Source organism: Mesorhizobium sp. M1E.F.Ca.ET.063.01.1.1 (genome assembly GCF_003998155.1).
GTDB lineage: Bacteria > Pseudomonadota > Alphaproteobacteria > Rhizobiales > Rhizobiaceae > Mesorhizobium.
On record NZ_RZSC01000047.1, the window covers coordinates 1 to 18,046 of the forward strand.

13 protein-coding genes and 1 pseudogene are annotated in these 18,046 nt (G+C 64.2%); 8 read left to right on the forward strand and 6 right to left on the reverse strand.

What is annotated here, in order from left to right; genetic code table 11:
- From EOA29_RS06535 to EOA29_RS06550, 4 genes and pseudogenes are all read left to right on the forward strand, one after another.
- A pseudogene (locus EOA29_RS06535) lies at positions 1 to 468 on the forward strand (serine/threonine protein kinase); the annotation flags it as partial.
- A gap of 12 nt (positions 469 to 480) precedes the next feature.
- Positions 481 to 966, forward strand: a complete 486-nt coding sequence (locus EOA29_RS06540; protein WP_127220535.1) for a DUF1036 domain-containing protein — start codon at positions 481 to 483, stop codon at positions 964 to 966.
- Positions 963 to 3,383, forward strand: coding sequence for a M23 family metallopeptidase (locus tag EOA29_RS06545; protein ID WP_127220537.1), 2,421 nt, complete (start codon positions 963 to 965; stop codon positions 3,381 to 3,383). Before EOA29_RS06540 ends, EOA29_RS06545 begins: the two co-directional genes overlap by 4 nt.
- 225 nt (positions 3,384 to 3,608) lie before the next feature.
- Positions 3,609 to 5,225, forward strand: a complete 1,617-nt coding sequence (locus EOA29_RS06550; RefSeq protein ID WP_127220539.1) for a caspase family protein — start codon at positions 3,609 to 3,611, stop codon at positions 5,223 to 5,225.
- A 78-nt stretch (positions 5,226 to 5,303) separates the two neighbouring features.
- Here the strand turns inward: EOA29_RS06550 and EOA29_RS06555 are convergent, their stop codons facing one another.
- Positions 5,304 to 5,837, reverse strand: a complete 534-nt coding sequence (locus EOA29_RS06555; protein WP_189350272.1) for an OmpA family protein — start codon at positions 5,835 to 5,837, stop codon at positions 5,304 to 5,306.
- 172 nt (positions 5,838 to 6,009) lie between these two features.
- On the opposite strand from EOA29_RS06555, the gene EOA29_RS06560 reads away from it, so the two are divergent.
- Complete coding sequence (locus EOA29_RS06560) at positions 6,010 to 6,576, forward strand: hypothetical protein (protein ID WP_127220541.1); 567 nt, start codon at positions 6,010 to 6,012, stop codon at positions 6,574 to 6,576.
- A 36-nt stretch (positions 6,577 to 6,612) separates the two neighbouring features.
- Here the strand turns inward: EOA29_RS06560 and EOA29_RS06565 are convergent, their stop codons facing one another.
- Together EOA29_RS06565 and EOA29_RS06570 are read right to left on the reverse strand one after the other, a co-directional pair.
- The gene (locus tag EOA29_RS06565; protein WP_127220543.1) at positions 6,613 to 6,888 is read right to left on the reverse strand and encodes a hypothetical protein; all 276 of its coding nucleotides are present in this window, start codon (positions 6,886 to 6,888) and stop codon (positions 6,613 to 6,615) included.
- Positions 6,889 to 6,902: 14 nt separating this feature from the next.
- Positions 6,903 to 9,452 carry a caspase family protein gene (locus tag EOA29_RS06570; protein WP_127220545.1) on the reverse strand — a complete coding sequence of 850 codons (2,550 nt, stop codon included), beginning with the start codon at positions 9,450 to 9,452 and terminating at the stop codon, positions 6,903 to 6,905.
- Between the two features lie 245 nt (positions 9,453 to 9,697).
- Between EOA29_RS06570 and hutH the strand changes: the two genes are divergently transcribed.
- Entirely contained in the window at positions 9,698 to 11,194 is a 1,497-nt protein-coding gene (hutH, locus tag EOA29_RS06575; RefSeq protein WP_127220547.1) for a histidine ammonia-lyase, read from the forward strand.
- A gap of 34 nt (positions 11,195 to 11,228) precedes the next feature.
- On the opposite strand, the gene fghA is transcribed toward hutH, so the two are convergent.
- Entirely contained in the window at positions 11,229 to 12,065 is an 837-nt protein-coding gene (gene fghA / locus EOA29_RS06580; protein WP_127220549.1) for an S-formylglutathione hydrolase, read from the reverse strand.
- A gap of 458 nt (positions 12,066 to 12,523) precedes the next feature.
- On the opposite strand from fghA, the gene EOA29_RS06590 reads away from it, so the two are divergent.
- Positions 12,524 to 13,735 (forward strand): HlyD family secretion protein, encoded by a 1,212-nt coding sequence (locus EOA29_RS06590; protein ID WP_245468426.1) that lies wholly within the window; start codon positions 12,524 to 12,526, stop codon positions 13,733 to 13,735.
- Entirely contained in the window at positions 13,732 to 15,330 is a 1,599-nt protein-coding gene (locus EOA29_RS06595; RefSeq protein ID WP_127220555.1) for a DHA2 family efflux MFS transporter permease subunit, read from the forward strand. Before EOA29_RS06590 ends, EOA29_RS06595 begins: the two co-directional genes overlap by 4 nt.
- A gap of 584 nt (positions 15,331 to 15,914) precedes the next feature.
- Here the strand turns inward: EOA29_RS06595 and EOA29_RS06600 are convergent.
- Both EOA29_RS06600 and EOA29_RS06610 read right to left on the reverse strand, forming a co-directional pair.
- Positions 15,915 to 16,841: a dihydrodipicolinate synthase family protein gene (locus tag EOA29_RS06600; RefSeq protein WP_127220557.1), complete on the reverse strand. Its 927-nt coding sequence runs from the start codon at positions 16,839 to 16,841 to the stop codon at positions 15,915 to 15,917.
- A 300-nt stretch (positions 16,842 to 17,141) separates the two neighbouring features.
- The coding region (locus EOA29_RS06610; protein ID WP_127220559.1) for a proline racemase family protein at positions 17,142 to 18,046 on the reverse strand (905 nt) is incomplete at its 5' end.

Here is an 18,046-nt window from a genome sequence, read left to right on the forward strand (position 1 = left end):
GAGCCGGACATCAGCGTTCGCCTCATCGACCAGCCGCAATGCGAGGTGACCAGGTTCCTGCGTTTCCTCGACCGGAGCGGGGCGGAAAAGCCGCAGCTCGTTCTCGACCGGATGTCCGTGCCGGACGGCTCGCCGATCAGCGGCACGCTGGCGACGCGCGGCGGGCTGATCTCCAACGTGATGCTGATCGACCACAAGGGCATCGCGTTCAACCTCGACGACCGCATGGTGGCGCAACCGGGCAAGGCGACGTTCAACATCCCGATCGGCCTCGGCGCCGCCGACAAGGCGGCCGGCAAGGCCGTGCCGCAGATCATGCTGGCGATCACCGGCCCACGGGACATCCAGGCCGCTGTGTTCTCGAGGCCGACGCCGGCTTCGGAGCTGTTGCCAAAGATCCTCGAGGAGATAGGGACCGACGGCGCGCAGTTCTCCGCCACCGCCAAATATTTCCGGCTTGGCGGATAGGCATGGACGCCGATGGAACTCCGCCGCCCGCATTCATTGTTCCAGCCACCGCTACGCAGGAACCGTGGTTGGCTCACTCTGCGTGACCGAATATGGCTTGCCGCGCTTGTCGGCGCGGCGCTCTCAATCTTTGTGACCAGCAAGGCGCATGCGGAATTCACCGTCTGCAACCAGACGCTCGATGTCGTCAACCTCGCCGTCGGACAGAAGGTCGATGATGCCGACCAGACGGACGGCTGGTGGACGATCGGCGCCAACCAGTGCGTCAACGTCATCCGCGAGGAACTGGCCAACCGCTACATCTACATCTATGCGACGGACGTCTTCGGCCATGCGATCCTCAACGGATCAATCGAGATGTGCATCGATCGGCGCCGCTTTTCGATACGCGGCATCGACGAATGCTGGCAGCGCGGCCATATCGCCGCGCGCTTCGTCGAGGTCGATACGCAGGAGCAGGTGCGCTGGACGTATTTCCTGACCGGAAACAGCCCGTGACGCACAGCATCGACACCAGCTTCAAATTGAAGAAGCAGGCGCGCCTGGCCGAGCGCCGGCGCAGGCTCTGGCGCTGGGTTCTTTCCGGTGTCGCGGCGCTCGTCGTCGCTTCAGCAGCGACGGGCTTCTACCTTACCAAGAACTACTGGTCGTTCGGCGACGAGGACGAGGAACTGCATCCTGTCGAGGGCATGGAAGACGTCCCGCCCGACGCCTCGGTCTATGTGCCGGCCATCATCGACCTCGCCGGAGACCCGATGTGGATCACGCTGGCGCCCGACGTGGAAACCGCGACCAAGGGCCAAACGGTCGCGCGCCCGGCCGATCTCGACAGTTCCGGAGCCTCGCCGCAGATCGAAGTCCTCTCCGACGTGATGCTGAGCGCCAGCGAAAAATTCATGACGACGATTCCGTCGACGCAGGAGGATTTCGCCTTTTTCCAGGCACAGCGGCAGACCGCTCCGAAATCTCCGGCGACGGCACCTGACGATCAGCAAGCCGCCCTGCCCGCTCCGGCCGCAGCGGACGATCAGCAAGGCGATCTGGAGAACGACCTTCAGCCGGCGCCTGACGAAAGCGAAGCCCCTGCCGGTTCGACGCCCAAGGCGGATGCCGACGACCCGGAGGCCGGCTGGGGCGAGACCATCGACCAGGGCGAGGCCGCGCTTCCCGCCTTCAAGAAGACCGCGATCGAGAACAACACGACGGTTGCGACCGTCACCAGCGAGTACCAGCGCTTCGAGGCGACCGGGGACACGTTCGTGAAAATCCTCAACGACCGCAGCCTCGACAGTGTCGTCGCCGACGCGCATTTCTCCGCCGACGACGCCAAGCTCGCGGGCGAAGCGCTGAAGGCGCTGTTCAACCGCGACAGCCTGGAGGCGGGCTATGTCGTCGCGATGCGCGGATTCAGGCCAAGCCGCGAGACGACGACCATGTCGCTCATGCAGCTCTCGATCTATGCCAGGAACGTCTATGTCGGCACGCTGACGCGCAACGCCGCGGGAGCCTTCGTGTCGGGTGTCGACCCGTGGGTGCGCGAGGACCTGTTCAACTATTCAGGCACGTCCGACGAAGGCGGGCTCAAGCGGCAGTACCGCCTGCTCGATGCGATCTATTCGACGGCCGCGCGCAACAAGGTTCCGACCAGCGTCATCGGCGAAGCGATCATGTATCTGTCGCGAGGACAGGATCTCGACGCCTTCGCCAGCGAGGACCAGCAGCTGGTGCTGATCTACTCGCAGACGCCGCGCGGCCAGGGCGAGATCTCCGGGCGGGTCCTCTATGTCGGCGTTCAAGGCACAGAGAAGAGCCTCGACTGTTTCGTCTTCCAGCAGAGCGACGGGCAGTATGCGTGCGTCACGGGCAATGACGAGGTTCGTTCGCTGACCGTCACCAACGGCATGGTCACGCCGGTCAATGGGGTGATGACCTCGACCTTCGGTCCGCGCAAGCACCCGATCCTCGGCACCGTTCGAATCCACAAAGGCGTCGACTGGGCTGCTCCGGTCGGCACACCGATCATGGCCGCCTTCGACGGCGAGATCTCCTTCCAGGGCGACGGCGGCGGCTATGGCAATCTGGTGAAGATCACCCATGCCAACGGGCGCGAGACGCGCTACGCGCATATGCAGAAATTCGCCATCGCGAGCGGCGTCGGCACCAAGGTGAAGGCCGGCGACGTCATCGGCTATATCGGCACCACCGGGCTTTCGACCGGACCGCATCTTCATTTCGAGCTCTACCAGGGCGGCGAGGCGATCGATCCGCTGGGGACGGTCACCACGGTTGCCGCCTATGCGTCCGGTGGTTCCGGCGATACCGCCGTCGAGACGCTGACCGACCGCATCGTCCATGTCGAAAGCGGCGGCAGCGCGCGCGCCAAGAACCCGCTGTCCTCGGCGACCGGCGCCGGACAGTTCATCACCAAGACCTGGATCCGGATGATGAACACCTATCGCCCCGACCTTGCCCGCTCGCTGTCGACTGCGGACCTGCTCGCGCTTCGCTACGACGCCACGCTGTCGCGCGAGATGGTGCGCAACCTGGCGCGAGAAGGCGAAGCCTATCTTCGCGCCCGCGGCCACCAGATTACCGCCGGGCGCCTCTATCTCTGCCATTTCCTGGGCATGGAAGGCGCGGCACAGGTGCTGGCGGCGCCGGGCTCCGCGCAATTGAACGCGGTCCTCGGAGCGGCCGTCATCCAGGCCAACCCGTTCCTCACCGGCAAGACCGCCAGCTACGTCGTCGACTGGGCTGAACGCAAGATGGGTCAGAAGGTGACCCGCGTGGCGTCCGATCAAGGCCAGCAGACGACCACGACCCAAATCCGGCAGACATCGCCGGAGTTCGAAAAATACAAGCAGGCAATAACGGCGCTGATCGGTTCGATTCAAAATACGCTTGAACCAGGTTAATCCCGGCTTTCGAACCAGGAGAGGCCGCGGCCAACCGCCGGGCAGATTGGTTTTCGATGCCGCCAATGGTAGATTAGCGTGTGGTTGCAAACTTTTTTGTGAACCAAAACTGTGGCCGGGATCACATACGCTCAAGAGCCATTTTTGGCAGAAGCGACTTTGTCGCCAGCGGAATTCAGCATGTGCAGACATCGATAGCGCCCCTGAGGGGCGGAGGGCTGATCCATGAAACCGTTTGCCGTCCTTGTGAGTGGATTTATCCTGTTTTTCCTCGCCGCGTTCGGCGCCCAGGCCGCCACGCACGACGCCAAGCGCGTCGCGCTGGTCATCGGCAACAGCAAATATGTCAATGCCGTGCCTTTGCCGAATCCGGCCAACGACGCGCAGCTCATCGCCTCGACGCTGCGCAATGCCGGCTTCGAAGTGATCGAAGGCGTCGACCAGGACAATCAAGGCATGCACAGCCTGATCAGCCGGTTCACCGAGGAATCCTACAATGCCGACCTCGCCGTCATCTTCTATGCTGGCCACGGCATGCAGGTCGACGGGAAGAACTACCTGATCCCGGTCGATGCCGAATTGACGTCGCCGGCCTACCTCAAGACCCGCACGGTGCAGATCGACGAGTTCATGGCGGCGTTGCCGCCCGACCCGGCCGTCGGCGTCATCATCCTCGACGCCTGCCGCGACAATCCGCTGGCAAGAACGCTGGCTGCCTCATTGCCGAAGAGCCGCTCGCTCGGCGCCGGCCTTGCGCCGGTCGAAGCGAAGGCCGACGGCGTCGGCACGGGCGGCGTGCTCATCGCCTACGCGACAGATCCCGGCGCGATCGCCTTCGACGGCAACGGCGTCGACAGCCCTTATTCGCTGGCTCTGGCCAAGCACCTGACCGAACCCGGCGTGGAGATCCAGAGCGCCTTGACGCGTGTGCGCGGCGAGGTGACCGAAGCCACACAAGGCCGGCAGCGGCCCTGGCACAATGCATCGCTGGGGCGCGAGGTTTTCCTTGGCAAGCAGGCGGTAGAGGCCGCGCCCGTCGCGGCACCCGTCGCCGACGCAGCCAAGACGACGGCGGCGCCTGCGCCCGCTCCGGTGGCCAGCGAACCGCCTTCCTGGGAAGTCGAGCAGCGCCTCTGGGACGAGGCTTCGAAGAAGAATGCCATCCCGTTCTACGAAGCCTATCTCGAACAGTTCCCGAACGGGCGCTTCGCCACGGTGGCCAAGCTCAACATCGATCAGCTGAAGGACCCGAAGGCGGGCAGCAAGCAGGTCGCGGCCCTCGATACGAATGAGGCCAATGCCGGCTCGGCCGTGCGCACCTCCGTCGGCATCACCGACGAGATGAAGCAGACGCCGGGCACCGAGCAGACGGAAGGCGCAATCGGGCTCGACCGGAACGGCCGCATCGACCTGCAGCTTCGTATCGAGGCCCTTGGCAACGAACTCGGCCAGGTCGACGGCAATATTGGTCCGAAGACGCGCCAGGCGATCGGCGTCTGGCAGGGCAAGAACGGCCTGCCGCAGACCACCTATCTGACACGCGCGCAACTGGCGTTCCTGACGATCCAGACCGACCCGATGATGGATGCTATACGCGCCAAGAATGCCGCCGATCAGGCGCGCATCACGCCACCGAAGAAGCCGGTGGTGCAGAAGACCCGCACGCTGAAGCCAGTGGCCGAGAAGCCGCGCAGGAAACAGCAGCTTGTCCAGCGGAGGCGCAACAGCGACACCGTGGTTCGTGAGGATGGCCCGCCGCCGAACGACAACAACGACTTCCTGACCAAGGCGCTGATCTTCGGCACCGGTGTCGCGGTGGGCGGCGTGCTCAACAAGCCCTGATGAAAACGGGAGCCCCGCCTGTCGTGGCTGGGCTCCCGTCGATCGCCGTGTACCGAGCGGTGACTTGTGCCGGCGCCTCTATTCCGTCCTGATCCGCATCTCCACCCGGCGGTTGACCGGATCGTAGGGGTTGGCGACGCGCGGGTGCGATTTGCCCACGCCGATCGCTTCGAGACGGGTAGCCTGAACCCCGTTCGCCGTCAGGAAGGCGGCCACCGATTGCGCCCTTCTTTGCGACAGGTCCTGATTGTAGCGATCCGAGCCGGAAGCATCGGTGTGGCCTTCGACGACGAAGCTGAACGTGCTCAGCCGGTTGTCCCTCAGCGCCTTGGCGAACTCGTCGAGTTCGGTGCGCGCGGTCTGGTCGAGCTGGGCGGAATCCAACGCGAAATTGATCATCATGTCGAGCCCGGTCTTGTTGGGAGCCGCGCTCTTTTCGTTCTTGCTCTTGCACTCTTCCTCGGTGCCGACGCAAATCCCGCGCGACGCGCCGAGTTTGCCCTGGCCGGCGAAGAACTTCACGATGTCTTCCGATTTCTGAAGCGGATCAGCGGAAACGTGCGTCGAAAAAAGCACGGCCGCCAATGCAAAGGCTGAACTGGCCCACCGCATGACCATTACTCCCTGTTTGAGCGGATTTCGCTACTATGAACCATATCAAATTTCGCGGCGGCTGTCTGTGAACAAACACACGCTGAGAGCGGCCTGCGTCTGCTAAGTTGAGGCTTGACCAGCGCCCCCGCCGGGGTTTCAGTACCTCTATTCCTAGTGAGGGCGGGTAGCCATGGCCAACAGGCTCCGGTTCAGGACGGCGCGGGATCTTTTCAGCGCTTGCCCTGCCATCGCTCGTGATATGAAGGCCACTCCCACCGACCAGCCCTCGATCGAGTTTTGCCGCGCCCTGCTGGCCGGGCGCGTCCCCGAAGAGGCAATCACATTCTGTGCTTATCTGCTGCCCGAGCGGGCCGGGGTCTGGTGGGCGCATGAGTGCCTGAACAACCTTGCGGAGCTTCTCGGCGACAACGACCTCGAATTGCTGGCGCTTGTCCATGACTGGGTGGGCGAACCCGGCAACCCCGACCATCGCGCGGCGGTCGCCCAGGCCGTGGAGGTGCCGCCGGCAACGCCCGTTTCCTGGATCGCCCTGGCGGCTGGCTGGCGCGACAGCAATCTGGCCATCGACCAGGCGGCGGCCGGATTTCCAGCCGCCCATGCCGTCAGCGCGGGGATCCTGGCCGGGCTGGCGCGGGTATCGCTGGCGGACCGTTTTGCCGTTCTCTCCGCCTTTGTCGAAATGGGCATCGAGATGGCGGAATTGGAAGCGCAGCAGCAAGCGGCAGACGCCTATTAGGCCACCCGGAACGATGTTGCTGTCAACGGCAGCCTATCACCAGCCGCCACCGCCCCCGCCGCCGTTACCGCCGCCGCCCAAGGGCGCAATGACAGGCGTGGTTTGATTCTGAACCGGCTGGACCAATTTCTTGGCGGTGACCTTCTTTCGCTTGACGACCTTGGGCGCGGTCGTCGTGCGAACGACCTTCGTCCTGTGCTTCGCCGTCGGTGTCGGCTCAACCTTGGGCATCACGGTCGTGCACCCCGCGACCGCCAAAACGCCAGATAGGATTGTTGCGGTGATTGCCTGTTTCGATGCCCAACCCACCATTGCCTCCTTGTTGATCAGAACAAATCCCGACGCGGATTGGCTTGTTCCCAGACCGCCCTGGCCGTCTTGACCAGTTGGTCGTCGAGCGAACCGCTCGTTGCGATTTTCGATTTGAGTTCCGAACGCAACTGTTTCAGCGCCGCCGTCTTGGCCTTTGCCGGGAACTGCGCCAGCGTCGCCTGGGCGCTCGGCAATTCGTTGCGAAGATCGAGTCCAACCGCGAACGCGAGATACCGGACGGCAACCGCCTGATCGGCCTTGTCGCCCTTCTGCATCTCGATAGCCGCTCGGTCATACGCACCGGAATAGTCACCGCGGGCGGCTGCCAACTCGAACAGCCTTTGCGCTTCGTCGAGGTTTTGCGCCACGCCAACGCCGTCCCGGTACATGCGTGCAAGACTGGCAGGGGCATAGGGTTGGCCGAGATCCATCGCCTTCTGGAAAAGCGATTGCGCCTGCTTCGGGTCCTTCTCGACGCCCCTGCCGCTGAGATAATTGCGGCCGAGAATGTTCATCGAATACATGTCCTGTCGCTCGACACCGGCCCTGAGGAAGGCCACGGCGCGGGCCGGATCGGCTGGCACGCCATTGCGACCTTCCGTGAAGATCGCGGCGAGATCGTTCATGGCGTAGGTGTGTCCCATCGCAGCCGCTTTCAGCAGCAGGTCCAGTCCCTTGCCTGTATCGCGCTGGACGCCGAGACCATTGAACAAGGCCCGGCCCCAGGCGGTCATTCCGTAGGGATCGCCTTTGTCAGATGCCTTCAAATAGAAGCCATTCGCCTTCGCGGGGTCGACGGCCGTCCCTATGCCCGACGAGGCGATATAGCCAAGCTCGAACACGGCGCGGACATGCCCCTTGTCGGCAGCCTCCTGGATCGCCTTCTTGGCCTCGTCGACCTTGCCGACCACAAGCAGCGCCCGCCCGAGCTCGTAACGGAAGCGGGCGACGTCCGGATAGGCTTTCACCGCCGCCCGACAGACGTCCACGGCGTTGCTGCTGATTTCATTCGGCAGCAGGCCGGGGACGACACCTTGCAAATCGAGAGGCTCGCCAGCCTCTCTGTCGCAGGGCTCGACGCTTGGGGACAGCTTCATCGTCGCCCGCTTTGACGAAGCGTTGTCAGCCCTGATCTCGACGCCGACTATGAGCGGTTTGGCTTCACCTATCTGGGGTTCGTAGCGCAAGTGGTCGACCTCATCGGCCATCAGGCTGGAATCCGGAGTCAGGGTTCGATCCGGCAGCGACAGCGTTCCCGTTGCCGGATAGCTCGCGAGCTTCAGGCTGACCGCGGGATCCTTGGTCGGGAAATCCAGCTTCAGCGGAACCGGGCCGACACCGACCGGAATGCTGATGTCGCGGTTCTCGATCGCCTCGGCGGCGCCGGTGATGTGGATGCCGCGCTCCAGCACCTGCTGCTTCTGTTCGGCCTCGAGCGAGGCCACGAGCTGCTGCCCCTCGGCGCCCTCGCCATTCTTGACGCGGAACACCAGGATGCCCTGGGATCCGCCGCCCCAATTGTCGCGCGTGGCATAGGCCAGCATGTCGACCTCTTCCTGCGCGCCGGAGCCCTTCGGCACGTCCATCTGGAGGCGCGGCAGGTCCTTGCCGGCAATCGGCTCGCCGGTTGCGACAGGCTTGCCGTCCAGCATCAGGCGTCCAAGCGCCGGCGGCCTTTCGATGCTGACGGTGATTGCACCGCCGTCGACATCGACCGGTTCCGGCAGGTCCAGCGCGACGGGCCCGACGCCCGACGGCACGACCTTTTCCAGCACCGGCGGCAGCGCGGGGCGGCTGGCGCGGCGCATCAGCACGACCTCGTCGATCAGCGAGGAGTTTTCCCACGGGACCTGCTTGCCGTCAGTGGCCTTGACCACGTCGCGACGCACCGCCGCCATCACCGTGCGTATCTCCTGGTTGGGCGCCAGCGCGCGGCGGGAAAAGGCGGACGAGAAGGGGCTGAGGTCGCCGGTTCCGTCATAGGCGACCGAGCCCGGCTCGGTGGCGAAGGCGATCAGCGTATTCAAGGAGCTCTTCACCTGCGCAAGGCCGCTGCCGCCGGCCGCGATCAGCTGGTCCCGCAGCCAATAGTCCTTGCGCGGAAACGGATTGTTGCGGCAGGCATCGAGGATGATCACCTGGATCTTCGATTTCGAGCGCATCTGCTCCAGCACGTCGTCGAGCTTGATGGCCTGGACCTCTATGTCGGCCGCAGCCTTCAGCGAAGCGTCGACCGGGATGAGAAAATTCTCGCCGCCGATCTGAAAGCCGTGGCCGGAATAATAAACGACCGCCAAATCCGCGCCGTCCGCCGCAGCGAGATAGTTGCGGAACTGCTCCTCGAACTGAAGCTTGGTGAGGTCCTTGGCGACGAACACGTCGAAGCCGGCCAGCCGGAACGTGTTCGACACATCCTCGGCATCCTTGTCCGGGTTCTTGAGGGCCGGGATGTCGCGGTATTCGGAATTGCCGATCACAAAGGCAACCCGGCGATCGGCATGGGCTTCGAACGCCGTGAAGCTCACGAGGATCAAGGCTGCAAGGAACGCGCAGCATCGCAGCATGGCAAATCCTTAACTGCTATGACCTGTCGGCCACAGCAATGCAGCTTGCGGCGCCGAGGTCTGTTAAAGAGTTCACAATCTGCCGGGATCGAAGCAGACCGCATCCATAACGACGGCGGTCGTGCGTCTCATCCAATCAAGTTCTAAAATACTCCAGAGGCACAGGCGCCGCAATGACACTGCGCCGTGTCGAGGAGCGGCGTGGCACATTTGCGCGGCACCGATCTTGGGATAGATGCAAGGACATGACAGCCAGGGTGATAGTCCTTGACGCCAGGCCGCTCAGCGCGGCCGATGTCGCCGAGATCGCGCGGCGCAACGCCCGCCTCGTGCTGGGCGAGGAGGCCATGCGTCGCATCCGCGCCAGCCGCGCGCTCATCGAGCGCCTTACTCAGCTCGGCAAGCCGCTCTATGGCGTCACCACCGGCCTTGGCGCCTGCGTCGACACCCCGCTTGCCGAGGCCGATCTGATCGCCTTCCAGCACAGCGTGCCGCTCAGCCACTCGATGGGCGCCGGCCCGGCCCTGCCGACTGAGGCGGTGCGGGCGCTGATGACGGCGCGCATTTGCGGCATGGCCGCCGGCGGCACCGGCGCCTCCGAGCGGGTTGTCATGGGCCTGCTTGCGGCGCTCAACGCCGGTGTCCACCCGGTGATACCCAGTTGGGGATCGATCGGGGCGGCCGACCTTGCTCCTCTCGGGCATATGGCGAGGGCGCTCGGCGGCGACGGCGAGGCCGAATTCCAGGGCAGGATCATGCCGGCGGCCGAAGCGCTGAAGCTTGCCGGGCTCGAGCCGCTCGACCTGCGTGAAAAGGACGGCCACGCCATTATCGTGGCGAACAGCCTTTCCACCGGAACCGCGTGCCTGGCGCTCGAAGACGTCGCCTGCCTCATCGACTGGTCGCTGGCGGCCGTGGCCCTCAACTACGAGGCGTTCCGCTCCACCCTCAAGGCAATCGACGAGGATGCGTTGGCCGCGCGGCCGGCATTCGGGCAATGCGAGATCGGCGCGCGGCTCAGGGCGGAACTGTCCGGAAGCGGGCTTTGGCACGAGACCGCCGCGCGGCGACTGCAGGACCCGCTCAGTTTCCGCTGCGTGCCGCAGGTGTGGGGCGGCCTGCTCAACGCATTCGAGCAGGCCAGGCTGGCGACGGAGATCGAGCTCGGCCATTCCGGCGACAACCCGGTGATCCTGCCGGCGGCTGAGCGGGTGGTTTCAAACGGCAATTTCGACCTGACGGCCTTCACGCTGGCCTGGGAACAGCTTGGCCAGGCTCTGGCGCATTGCGCGGTCGCCACCGCCAACCGCTCGATGAAGCTGATGTCGCCGACGGTGGCGGAACTGCCGCGCTTCTTGTCGGCCAGGGGCGGGAGCCGCCAGGGCTACGCGGAACTGCAGAAACCGGTCGCGGCACTGGAGGCCGAGATCCGGCACCTCGCCAATCCGATGTCGCTCAGCCCGCTCGCGGTCTCGGACGGCATCGAGGACCAGTCGTCGATGGCGCCCCGGGTGGTGGCCAAGACCGCCGGCATCATCGAGCGCCTGCGCTACCTCGTTGCGATGGAACTGATTTTCGCGGCGACAGGCGTGGAATTGCGCGGCGTGGTCGACAGCATGGGCGAAGGCCCGCAACGCAGCTATGCCGCCGTGCGCGCGCTCGTCGCCCCGCTCGACGACGACCGCGAGATGAGCGCGGACATGGCGCGGGTCGCGCGGATGGTGGCGGGGCCGAGATTCTGATCTGAAGCTTACCGCCGGCGCCGGCTTGCTTCCGCTACCTCGCCAGCCGCGCCGCGTGCCACTTCAGATGGTCGTCCATGAAGGTCGAGATGAAGTTGTAGGAATGGTCGTAGCCTTCCTGCATGCGCAGCGTCAGCGCGATGCCCGCCTTCCTGCAGGCGTCCTCGAGCAGCCATGGGCGCAAGCCATCCTGCAGGAAGCCGTCGGCCGTGCCCTGGTCGACGAGCAGCTCACCGTAACGACAGCCATCCTCGATGAGAAGCGTGGCGTCATAGGCGCGCCAGCTCCTTTCGTCCGGTCCCAGATATTTCTCGAATGCCGGCCGAGACCAGCCCGCCGTCGTCGGCTGCACGATCGGCGCGAAAGCCGAGCAGCTCCGGAAGCGCTCGGGGTTCCTCAGCGCGATCGTCAGCGCGCCATGCCCGCCCATCGAGTGGCCGAAGATCGACTGGCGTGACATGTCGACCGGAAAATTCGCGGCGACGAGCGCCGGCAATTCCTCGGTGACGTAGGAGTACATGCGGTAGTTTTTCGCATAAGGCGGCTGCGTGGCGTCGAGGTAGAAGCCGGCGCCGCAGCCGAACTGCCAATTGTCCTTTTCGTCCGGCACATCAGGGCCGCGCGGGCTGGTGTCGGGGCATACGATGACGAGCCCCAGCTCGGCGGCCATGCGGCGGTATTCGCCCTTGTCCATGACGTTGGCGTGCGTGCAAGTGAGGCCCGACAGGTACCAAAGGACCGGCACATGGCCTTCGGCGGCCTGGGGCGGCGCGAAGACGGCAAAGGTCATGTCGCAGGCGCAAGCCTGCGAGGCATGCGAGTAGACGCCCTGGACGCCGCCATGCGATTTGGACGTGGAAAGGACTTTCATCGGCTACACCTTCCTGTCAGCTATCTCGGGCCCCGGCATAGCCGCCGGACCTCGCAATCGCAACCTTGCGCCTTGCAGAACGGCGTAATCGAGCTCCAACGCCTAGTCCGCCGCCAGCGCCGCCACCTCCCGCCGGAAAGGCAGAGCGTCGCCGATATCGGGTTCGTCCAGCTCGCGAGCGAAACGGTGGCCGGCATAGGTTGCCCACGCGATGGGTCCCGGCGCTTTCTGTCTTTTGCTTCGCCGAAACCGAACAAGGAGGTCCCTGCGCCCGCTGGCAAGCGAGGCAGGCCGGTTTGACCATCGAGGAACCTTTCCGCGTGCGGGAGGTTGACCCTCGGCTTGGTGATGCGCGGCGGCGCCGCGCAGGTTCCCATGCGAGCAATCCAGGAAAGGTGCGCGGCGGCTTTCCATCCGGAACTGCATAAGAACAAATACTTCGATCGAAAGGCATGCCGGTGGATACGAATTCTCCAGTTGCCGAACCCGTGGACGAGACGCAGCAGCAGACGCGTCGTTCCGAAAAACGAGACAAAAGCCCGCAGCGCTCCGACACCCGAAGGGGAGCAGGGCCCGATACCTCGCCGGATAAGGCCGACGCTTCGGCCGAAGATGGCGGCGCTCCGCAAGACAAGCGACGCGGCCTGTTCGGGTCCATCAAACGGCATCCTGCCACGGCGGGCACCGTCCTTCTTGTCGTGCTGCTGGTTGCGGCAGGCGCGGCGCTCTGGTGGCTGAACGCGCGCAACTACGAATGGACGGACGATGCCTTCATCGACGCGCGCACGGTAACCGTCGGCGCCGAAATCTCAGGGCGCATCACGGAGGTGGCAGTCACCGACAATCAGCCCGTCGAGGCGGGCGCGGTCCTGCTTCGCATCGACGACAGCGACTACCAGGCTTCGCTCACGCAGGCGCAGGCCAGCGTGGCGGCTGCGCAGGCCGAGATCACCAATGTCGAGGCCCAGACCGAGGCGCAGAACGCCAAGATCGATGCGGCACACAAGCAGGTCGCCCAAGCGCAGGCGGCGCTGGAATTCGCCAAGTCGGAGGACCAGCGCAACCGCGAGCTTCTGGCCCGGGGCACCGCCACTCAGCAGCAGGCACAGCAGGCGGCGTCAACCCTGCGCCAGGACCAGGCGGCCCTCGACACGGCGACTGACAATGCCGAGGCCGCGAAAAGCCAGCTCGCCGTGCTGCAGGCGCAGGGCAAGAGCGCCGAAGCCAAACTGCAGCAGGCAAGAGCCAGCGAGGGCCAGGCCAAGACCACGCTTAGACGCACCACCATCGTGGCCCCGGCCGCCGGCCGGGCAACCAACATCACCGTTGCAAAAGGCACCTATGCGCAGCCCGGCCAGGTGCTGATGATGTTCGTTCCGAAGGACATTTGGGTGAAGGCGAACTTCAAGGAGACGCAGCTTGACCTGATGCGGTCGGGCCAGCCGGTCGACATCGCCATCGACGCCTATCCGGAAAAGACTTTCCATGGCCGTGTCGACAGCGTGCAGGCCGGCAGCGGCACCGCCTTCAGCCTTCTGCCCGCCGAGAACGCTACCGGCAATTTCGTCAAGGTCGTCCAGCGCGTGCCGGTCAAGATCGTCTTCGACCAGCCGCCGGAGGTCTATCTCGGTCCGGGCATGTCGGTGGTGCCGACGGTCAAGGTACGATGACGGATGCTGCAATAGCCCGTGGCGGCGAAAGCCGCTCCGCCGCCGGCGGGCGCAACCCCTGGCTCATCGCGGTCGTCGTTTCCATCGCGACCTTCATGATGGTGCTCGACACCGCGATCGCCAATGTCGCGCTGCGCAACATTGCCGGCAGTCTTGCCGCCGGGATGGACGAGAGCACCTGGGTCATCACCACCTATCTCGTCGCCAACTCGGTCATCATTCCGATCAGCGGCTGGCTGGCCGACGTCATCGGCCGCAAGCGCTATTACATGTTGTGCGTCGCCACCTTCACAGGCGCGTCGCTGCTCTGCGGCCTGGCGCCCAGTCTCGACATGCTGATCCTGTTCCGCATCCTTCAGGGGCTTGGCGGCGGCGGCATGGCGCCGAGCGAGCAGTCGATCCTTGCCGATACATTCCCGCCCGAAAAGCGCTCGCAGGCCTTCGCCCTTTACGGGATTGCCGTCATCGTCGCGCCGACGGTCGGCCCGACGATCGGGGGATGGCTGACGGACAATTTTTCCTGGCACTGGATCTTCTTCATCAATGTCCCCTTCGGCATTCTTTCGCTGGCGCTCGTGCAATGGCTGGTGGTCGAGCCGGACGTGCTGGAACGCGAACGCCGGGAGAGGCTGAAAGACGGCCTCAAGGTGGATTGGGTCGGCTTCATCCTGGTGACGCTGGCGCTCGGATGCCTGGAAGTCTTCCTCGACGAGGGCCAGCGCAACGACTGGTTCGCGTCGAGCTTCATCACCACCTTCGCGGTGATCTCCGCCGTCTCGCTGCTTATCCTGATTCCTTGGGAGCTGACGCGTCGCGATCCGATCGTCGACATGCGGCTCTTGTTCATGCGCCAGTTCGGCACATCGTTCCTCGTCATGATGGCGGTGGGCGCGGTGCTCTACAGCACGACCCAGCTCATACCGCAGCTGCAGCAAACCGCGTTCGACTATACCGCGACGCTGTCGGGGCTTTCGATGATGCCGGGCGGCATCGCCATGCTGATGCTGATGCCGATTTCGGGCTTTGCCTCCGGTTTCGTGCAGCCGAAATACCTGATCATGATGGGCATGTCGGCGGTGGCGATAGCGCTCTGGCATCTGACGTCGCTGGCGCCGGATGCGAGCTTCAGTTTCTTTGCCTTCGCCCGCGTCTTCCTGATGGTCGGCCTGCCCTTCCTGTTCATCCCGATCTCGACGGCCGCCTATCTCGGCCTGCCGCCGAGGAAGACCAACCAGGCTTCCGCGCTGATCAACGTCGCCCGCAACATCGGCGGCAGCATCGGCGTCTCGCTGACCAATACGGTGATCGCGCAGAATGCGCAGTTGCATCAATCCAACCTGGTCGCAAACACTGCGCAGTCATCGTCCATGTACCAGGAGACGCTGCGGCAGGTCGGCGACTTTTTCACTGCCCAAGGCTCCCCTGCCGTCCAGGCCAAAGCGCAAGCGGTCGGCTGGATCGCCCAACTCATCGGCCGCCAGGCGACGCTTCTCGCCTATGTCGACGTCTTCCGCTACACGGCGATCGCCACCGCCGTGCTCGTGCCTCTGGCGCTGCTGTTGCGATCGCCCAAGCCGTCCCGGCCAGCGAAATAGCGCGCCGGCCGAACCGTTCACCGGTTCTGGTGGAGGATCGTTTCGGCGGCAATGAAGCCCCAGGTCATGTTGGGGCCGAGGGTCGTGCCAGCGCCCACCGCGCGCGTGCCGATCGGTTGGCCATGGCAAGCCCGGTGGCGTAAAGCCCGGGAATGATCGAACCATCCGGCCGCAGCACCTGCGCGCACTCATTGGTGCCGCAGGCCGGCGCAGCGACGGACAAATGCCGCTGCCGGTCACGGCCATGAAACCGGTTCCGTTCCATCCGATCGCGGTGCAGGTCGCCAACAGCATGCATGCCTGGAACCGCCTTCAGGACCGGCGCTCGTAAGCCACCGGATTCATCCCGCCAAGCCGGCATAGATGCTATCGCGGACGCCTTTCACCGACGCGGGCATCGTGTTTCGAATTCGACTTGACGCCCTTTGAGGGCAGATCCGCGAATCCCGGCAACGCGAGACGCCTGATGGCACCGCGCGTCTAAAGCGCGTCGCGATCTTCCAGATTCGCTCCGTGCGCTTTAGGTTTTTGATTTTACGCATGTCTTTGTCCCGAAACCGGTTCCCACTTTCGGGAGATATGCTTTAAAACGATGCCCGGGTGTCATGCCTTGCCACCCGGGAAAGCAGATATTCGACCTCGTCCGCGGCGGCCGGCGACATTTTGGTGAAAGGAACCCGCATCGCATCGTCGCGGATGATCCCCCGCCGCTTGAGCAGATATTTGCGCACGGCCAGCCCAACGCCCTGCTGATGCTCGTAGCGGATCAGCGGCAGATGCGCATCGAACAGGTCGTGGGCCGCTCCACGCTCGCCAAGCGCCGACAGGCGGACAAAATCCACCAGCATGTCGGGGAAGGCATAGCCGGTCATGGCGCCATCCGCTCCGCGTTCCATCTCGAAGTCGAGGAACATGCCGCCATTGCCGCACAAGATGGATACCGGACGCATGGTGCCTTCGCGCTGCAGCTTGCGAAGCGCCGAGATCTTCTCCAGCCCTGGCCAATCTTCGTGCTTGACCATGACGCATGACGGATTGGCGGTAATGATCCGCGAAATCACATTGACGGTCATGACGACGGTCAGCGTAAGTGGATAGTCCTGAAGAACCCAGGGCACTTCCGGGCCGATCGCTTCAGTGGTGTTCGCGAAATAGGAAACGATCTGCTCGTCAGTGCGAAGCGGCGACGGAGGCGCGATCATCACTCCTGCCGCCCCTTCGTCCATGACGCGCCGGGTCAGCGAGCGAATGGAAGCCAGCCCCGGCGCAGATACGCCGATCACGACGGGAATAGGCGAACGGCGAATGAACCGACGCGCAACCGCAAGCGTCTCGTCGGCGTCCAGCTTCGGCGCTTCGCCCAGGATTCCCAGTGCAGTAATACCCGTGCAACCGACTTTGGCGTAGAAATCCACCAACCGGTCGATCGAGTCGAAATCGATATCTCCGTTCGATGCGAACGGCGTTGGAGCGATGGCGAATACGCCGGATGCCTTCTGATCGATCCGCACGCTAAACCTCATAAGTTTCTTGCCTGCCTGGGGGAGCCTCAGGCGCGCTTCCAGAGATGAATGATACTCCCGCCCGGATCGGATACGATGAGCGTCGTTCCATGACTACCCATGTCTCGCTCGCCGATTATCTCGTCTCCGATTTTTCCATGAATACACGCGTTATGGTCTCCGCCACTTCGTGCCTTTGACTTGGTGAGCGGCCGGGATAGAGATCGATCTCAACAAGCGGCATGTTGCAACCTTCATTGATCTCGTTCGGCCAGTTCGCTCGGCCGGCGCCGGCTCCCCAGATGACGCCTACTGCGTCACCGAGGTCGACGTGCCCCACGTGTCCGACAGCACATAGCCCTGCGGGTACGGGTCCGTCGGATCGAGATAGTAGTTGTGCTCGCCAGTGATCCACGCCCTGCCGGTGATCTCCGGAACGATCGCCTTGCGACCGGCGATTTCGGTCAGTTCAACTATTCTGCCGGTGAAGCGGGAGCCGATGATCGATTCATGGATCAGAACGTCGCCGACGCCCATCAAGCCACGGGCCTGAAGCACGGCCATGCGGGCCGAGGTGCCGGTTCCCGTCGGGCTGCGGTCCGATCGTCCGGGCGAAACGATGCATGTGTTGCGGGTGACGTTGCCAGGCCCCTGGAAAGGCATCGCGAACTGCACGATCGACACACCGCGCACATTGTCGAACTGCGGATGGACGACATCGAGCTGTTCGCGCGCGGCGCGTCGAACCTTCTCGCCGGCCACCGCCAGGTCGCGCGCCTCGTCGGGAACGACCGAGAAGCCGAGCGCCTTGGCATCGACGATCGCGTAGAACATGCCGCCATAAGCGATATCGACCTTCAGCGTTCCCAGCCCCTCGACTTCGATGTCGGCATCGAGGCGTTCGGCAAAGGCGGGCGCGTTGCGGAAAGTTATCGACAGGCATTTGCCGTCACGGCATTCGGCGCGCACCTCGATGACACCGCCCGGCATGTCGAGCTTGAAGCGCGTCTCGGGCTCGTTCATCGGCACCATGCCGGTGTCGAGCAACACCGTGGCGACGCAAATCGTGTTGGAGCCGGACATCGGAGGGTATTCCGTCGGTTCCATGATGATGGCGCCGGCGACGCAATCCTCACGCGTCGATTGCACCAGAAGATTGACGTGGCGGGCAACGCCGCCGCGCGGCTCGCAGATCAGCATGCGCCTTATATGGT

Bases quoted from the DNA above. Each gene is read 5' to 3' on its own strand.
- EOA29_RS06550 (WP_127220539.1), top strand. From the start codon at position 3,609: ATGAAACCGTTTGCCGTCCTTGTGAGTGGATTTATCCTGTTTTTCCTC.
- EOA29_RS06560 (WP_127220541.1), top strand. From the start codon at position 6,010: ATGGCCAACAGGCTCCGGTTCAGGACGGCGCGGGATCTTTTCAGCGCT.
- EOA29_RS06540 (WP_127220535.1), top strand. From the start codon at position 481: ATGGAACTCCGCCGCCCGCATTCATTGTTCCAGCCACCGCTACGCAGG.
- EOA29_RS06555 (WP_189350272.1), bottom strand. From the start codon at position 5,837: ATGCGGTGGGCCAGTTCAGCCTTTGCATTGGCGGCCGTGCTTTTTTCG.
- EOA29_RS06595 (WP_127220555.1), top strand. From the start codon at position 13,732: ATGACGGATGCTGCAATAGCCCGTGGCGGCGAAAGCCGCTCCGCCGCC.
- fghA (WP_127220549.1), bottom strand. From the start codon at position 12,065: ATGAAAGTCCTTTCCACGTCCAAATCGCATGGCGGCGTCCAGGGCGTC.
- EOA29_RS06570 (WP_127220545.1), bottom strand. From the start codon at position 9,452: ATGCTGCGATGCTGCGCGTTCCTTGCAGCCTTGATCCTCGTGAGCTTC.
- hutH (WP_127220547.1), top strand. From the start codon at position 9,698: ATGACAGCCAGGGTGATAGTCCTTGACGCCAGGCCGCTCAGCGCGGCC.
- EOA29_RS06565 (WP_127220543.1), bottom strand. From the start codon at position 6,888: ATGGTGGGTTGGGCATCGAAACAGGCAATCACCGCAACAATCCTATCT.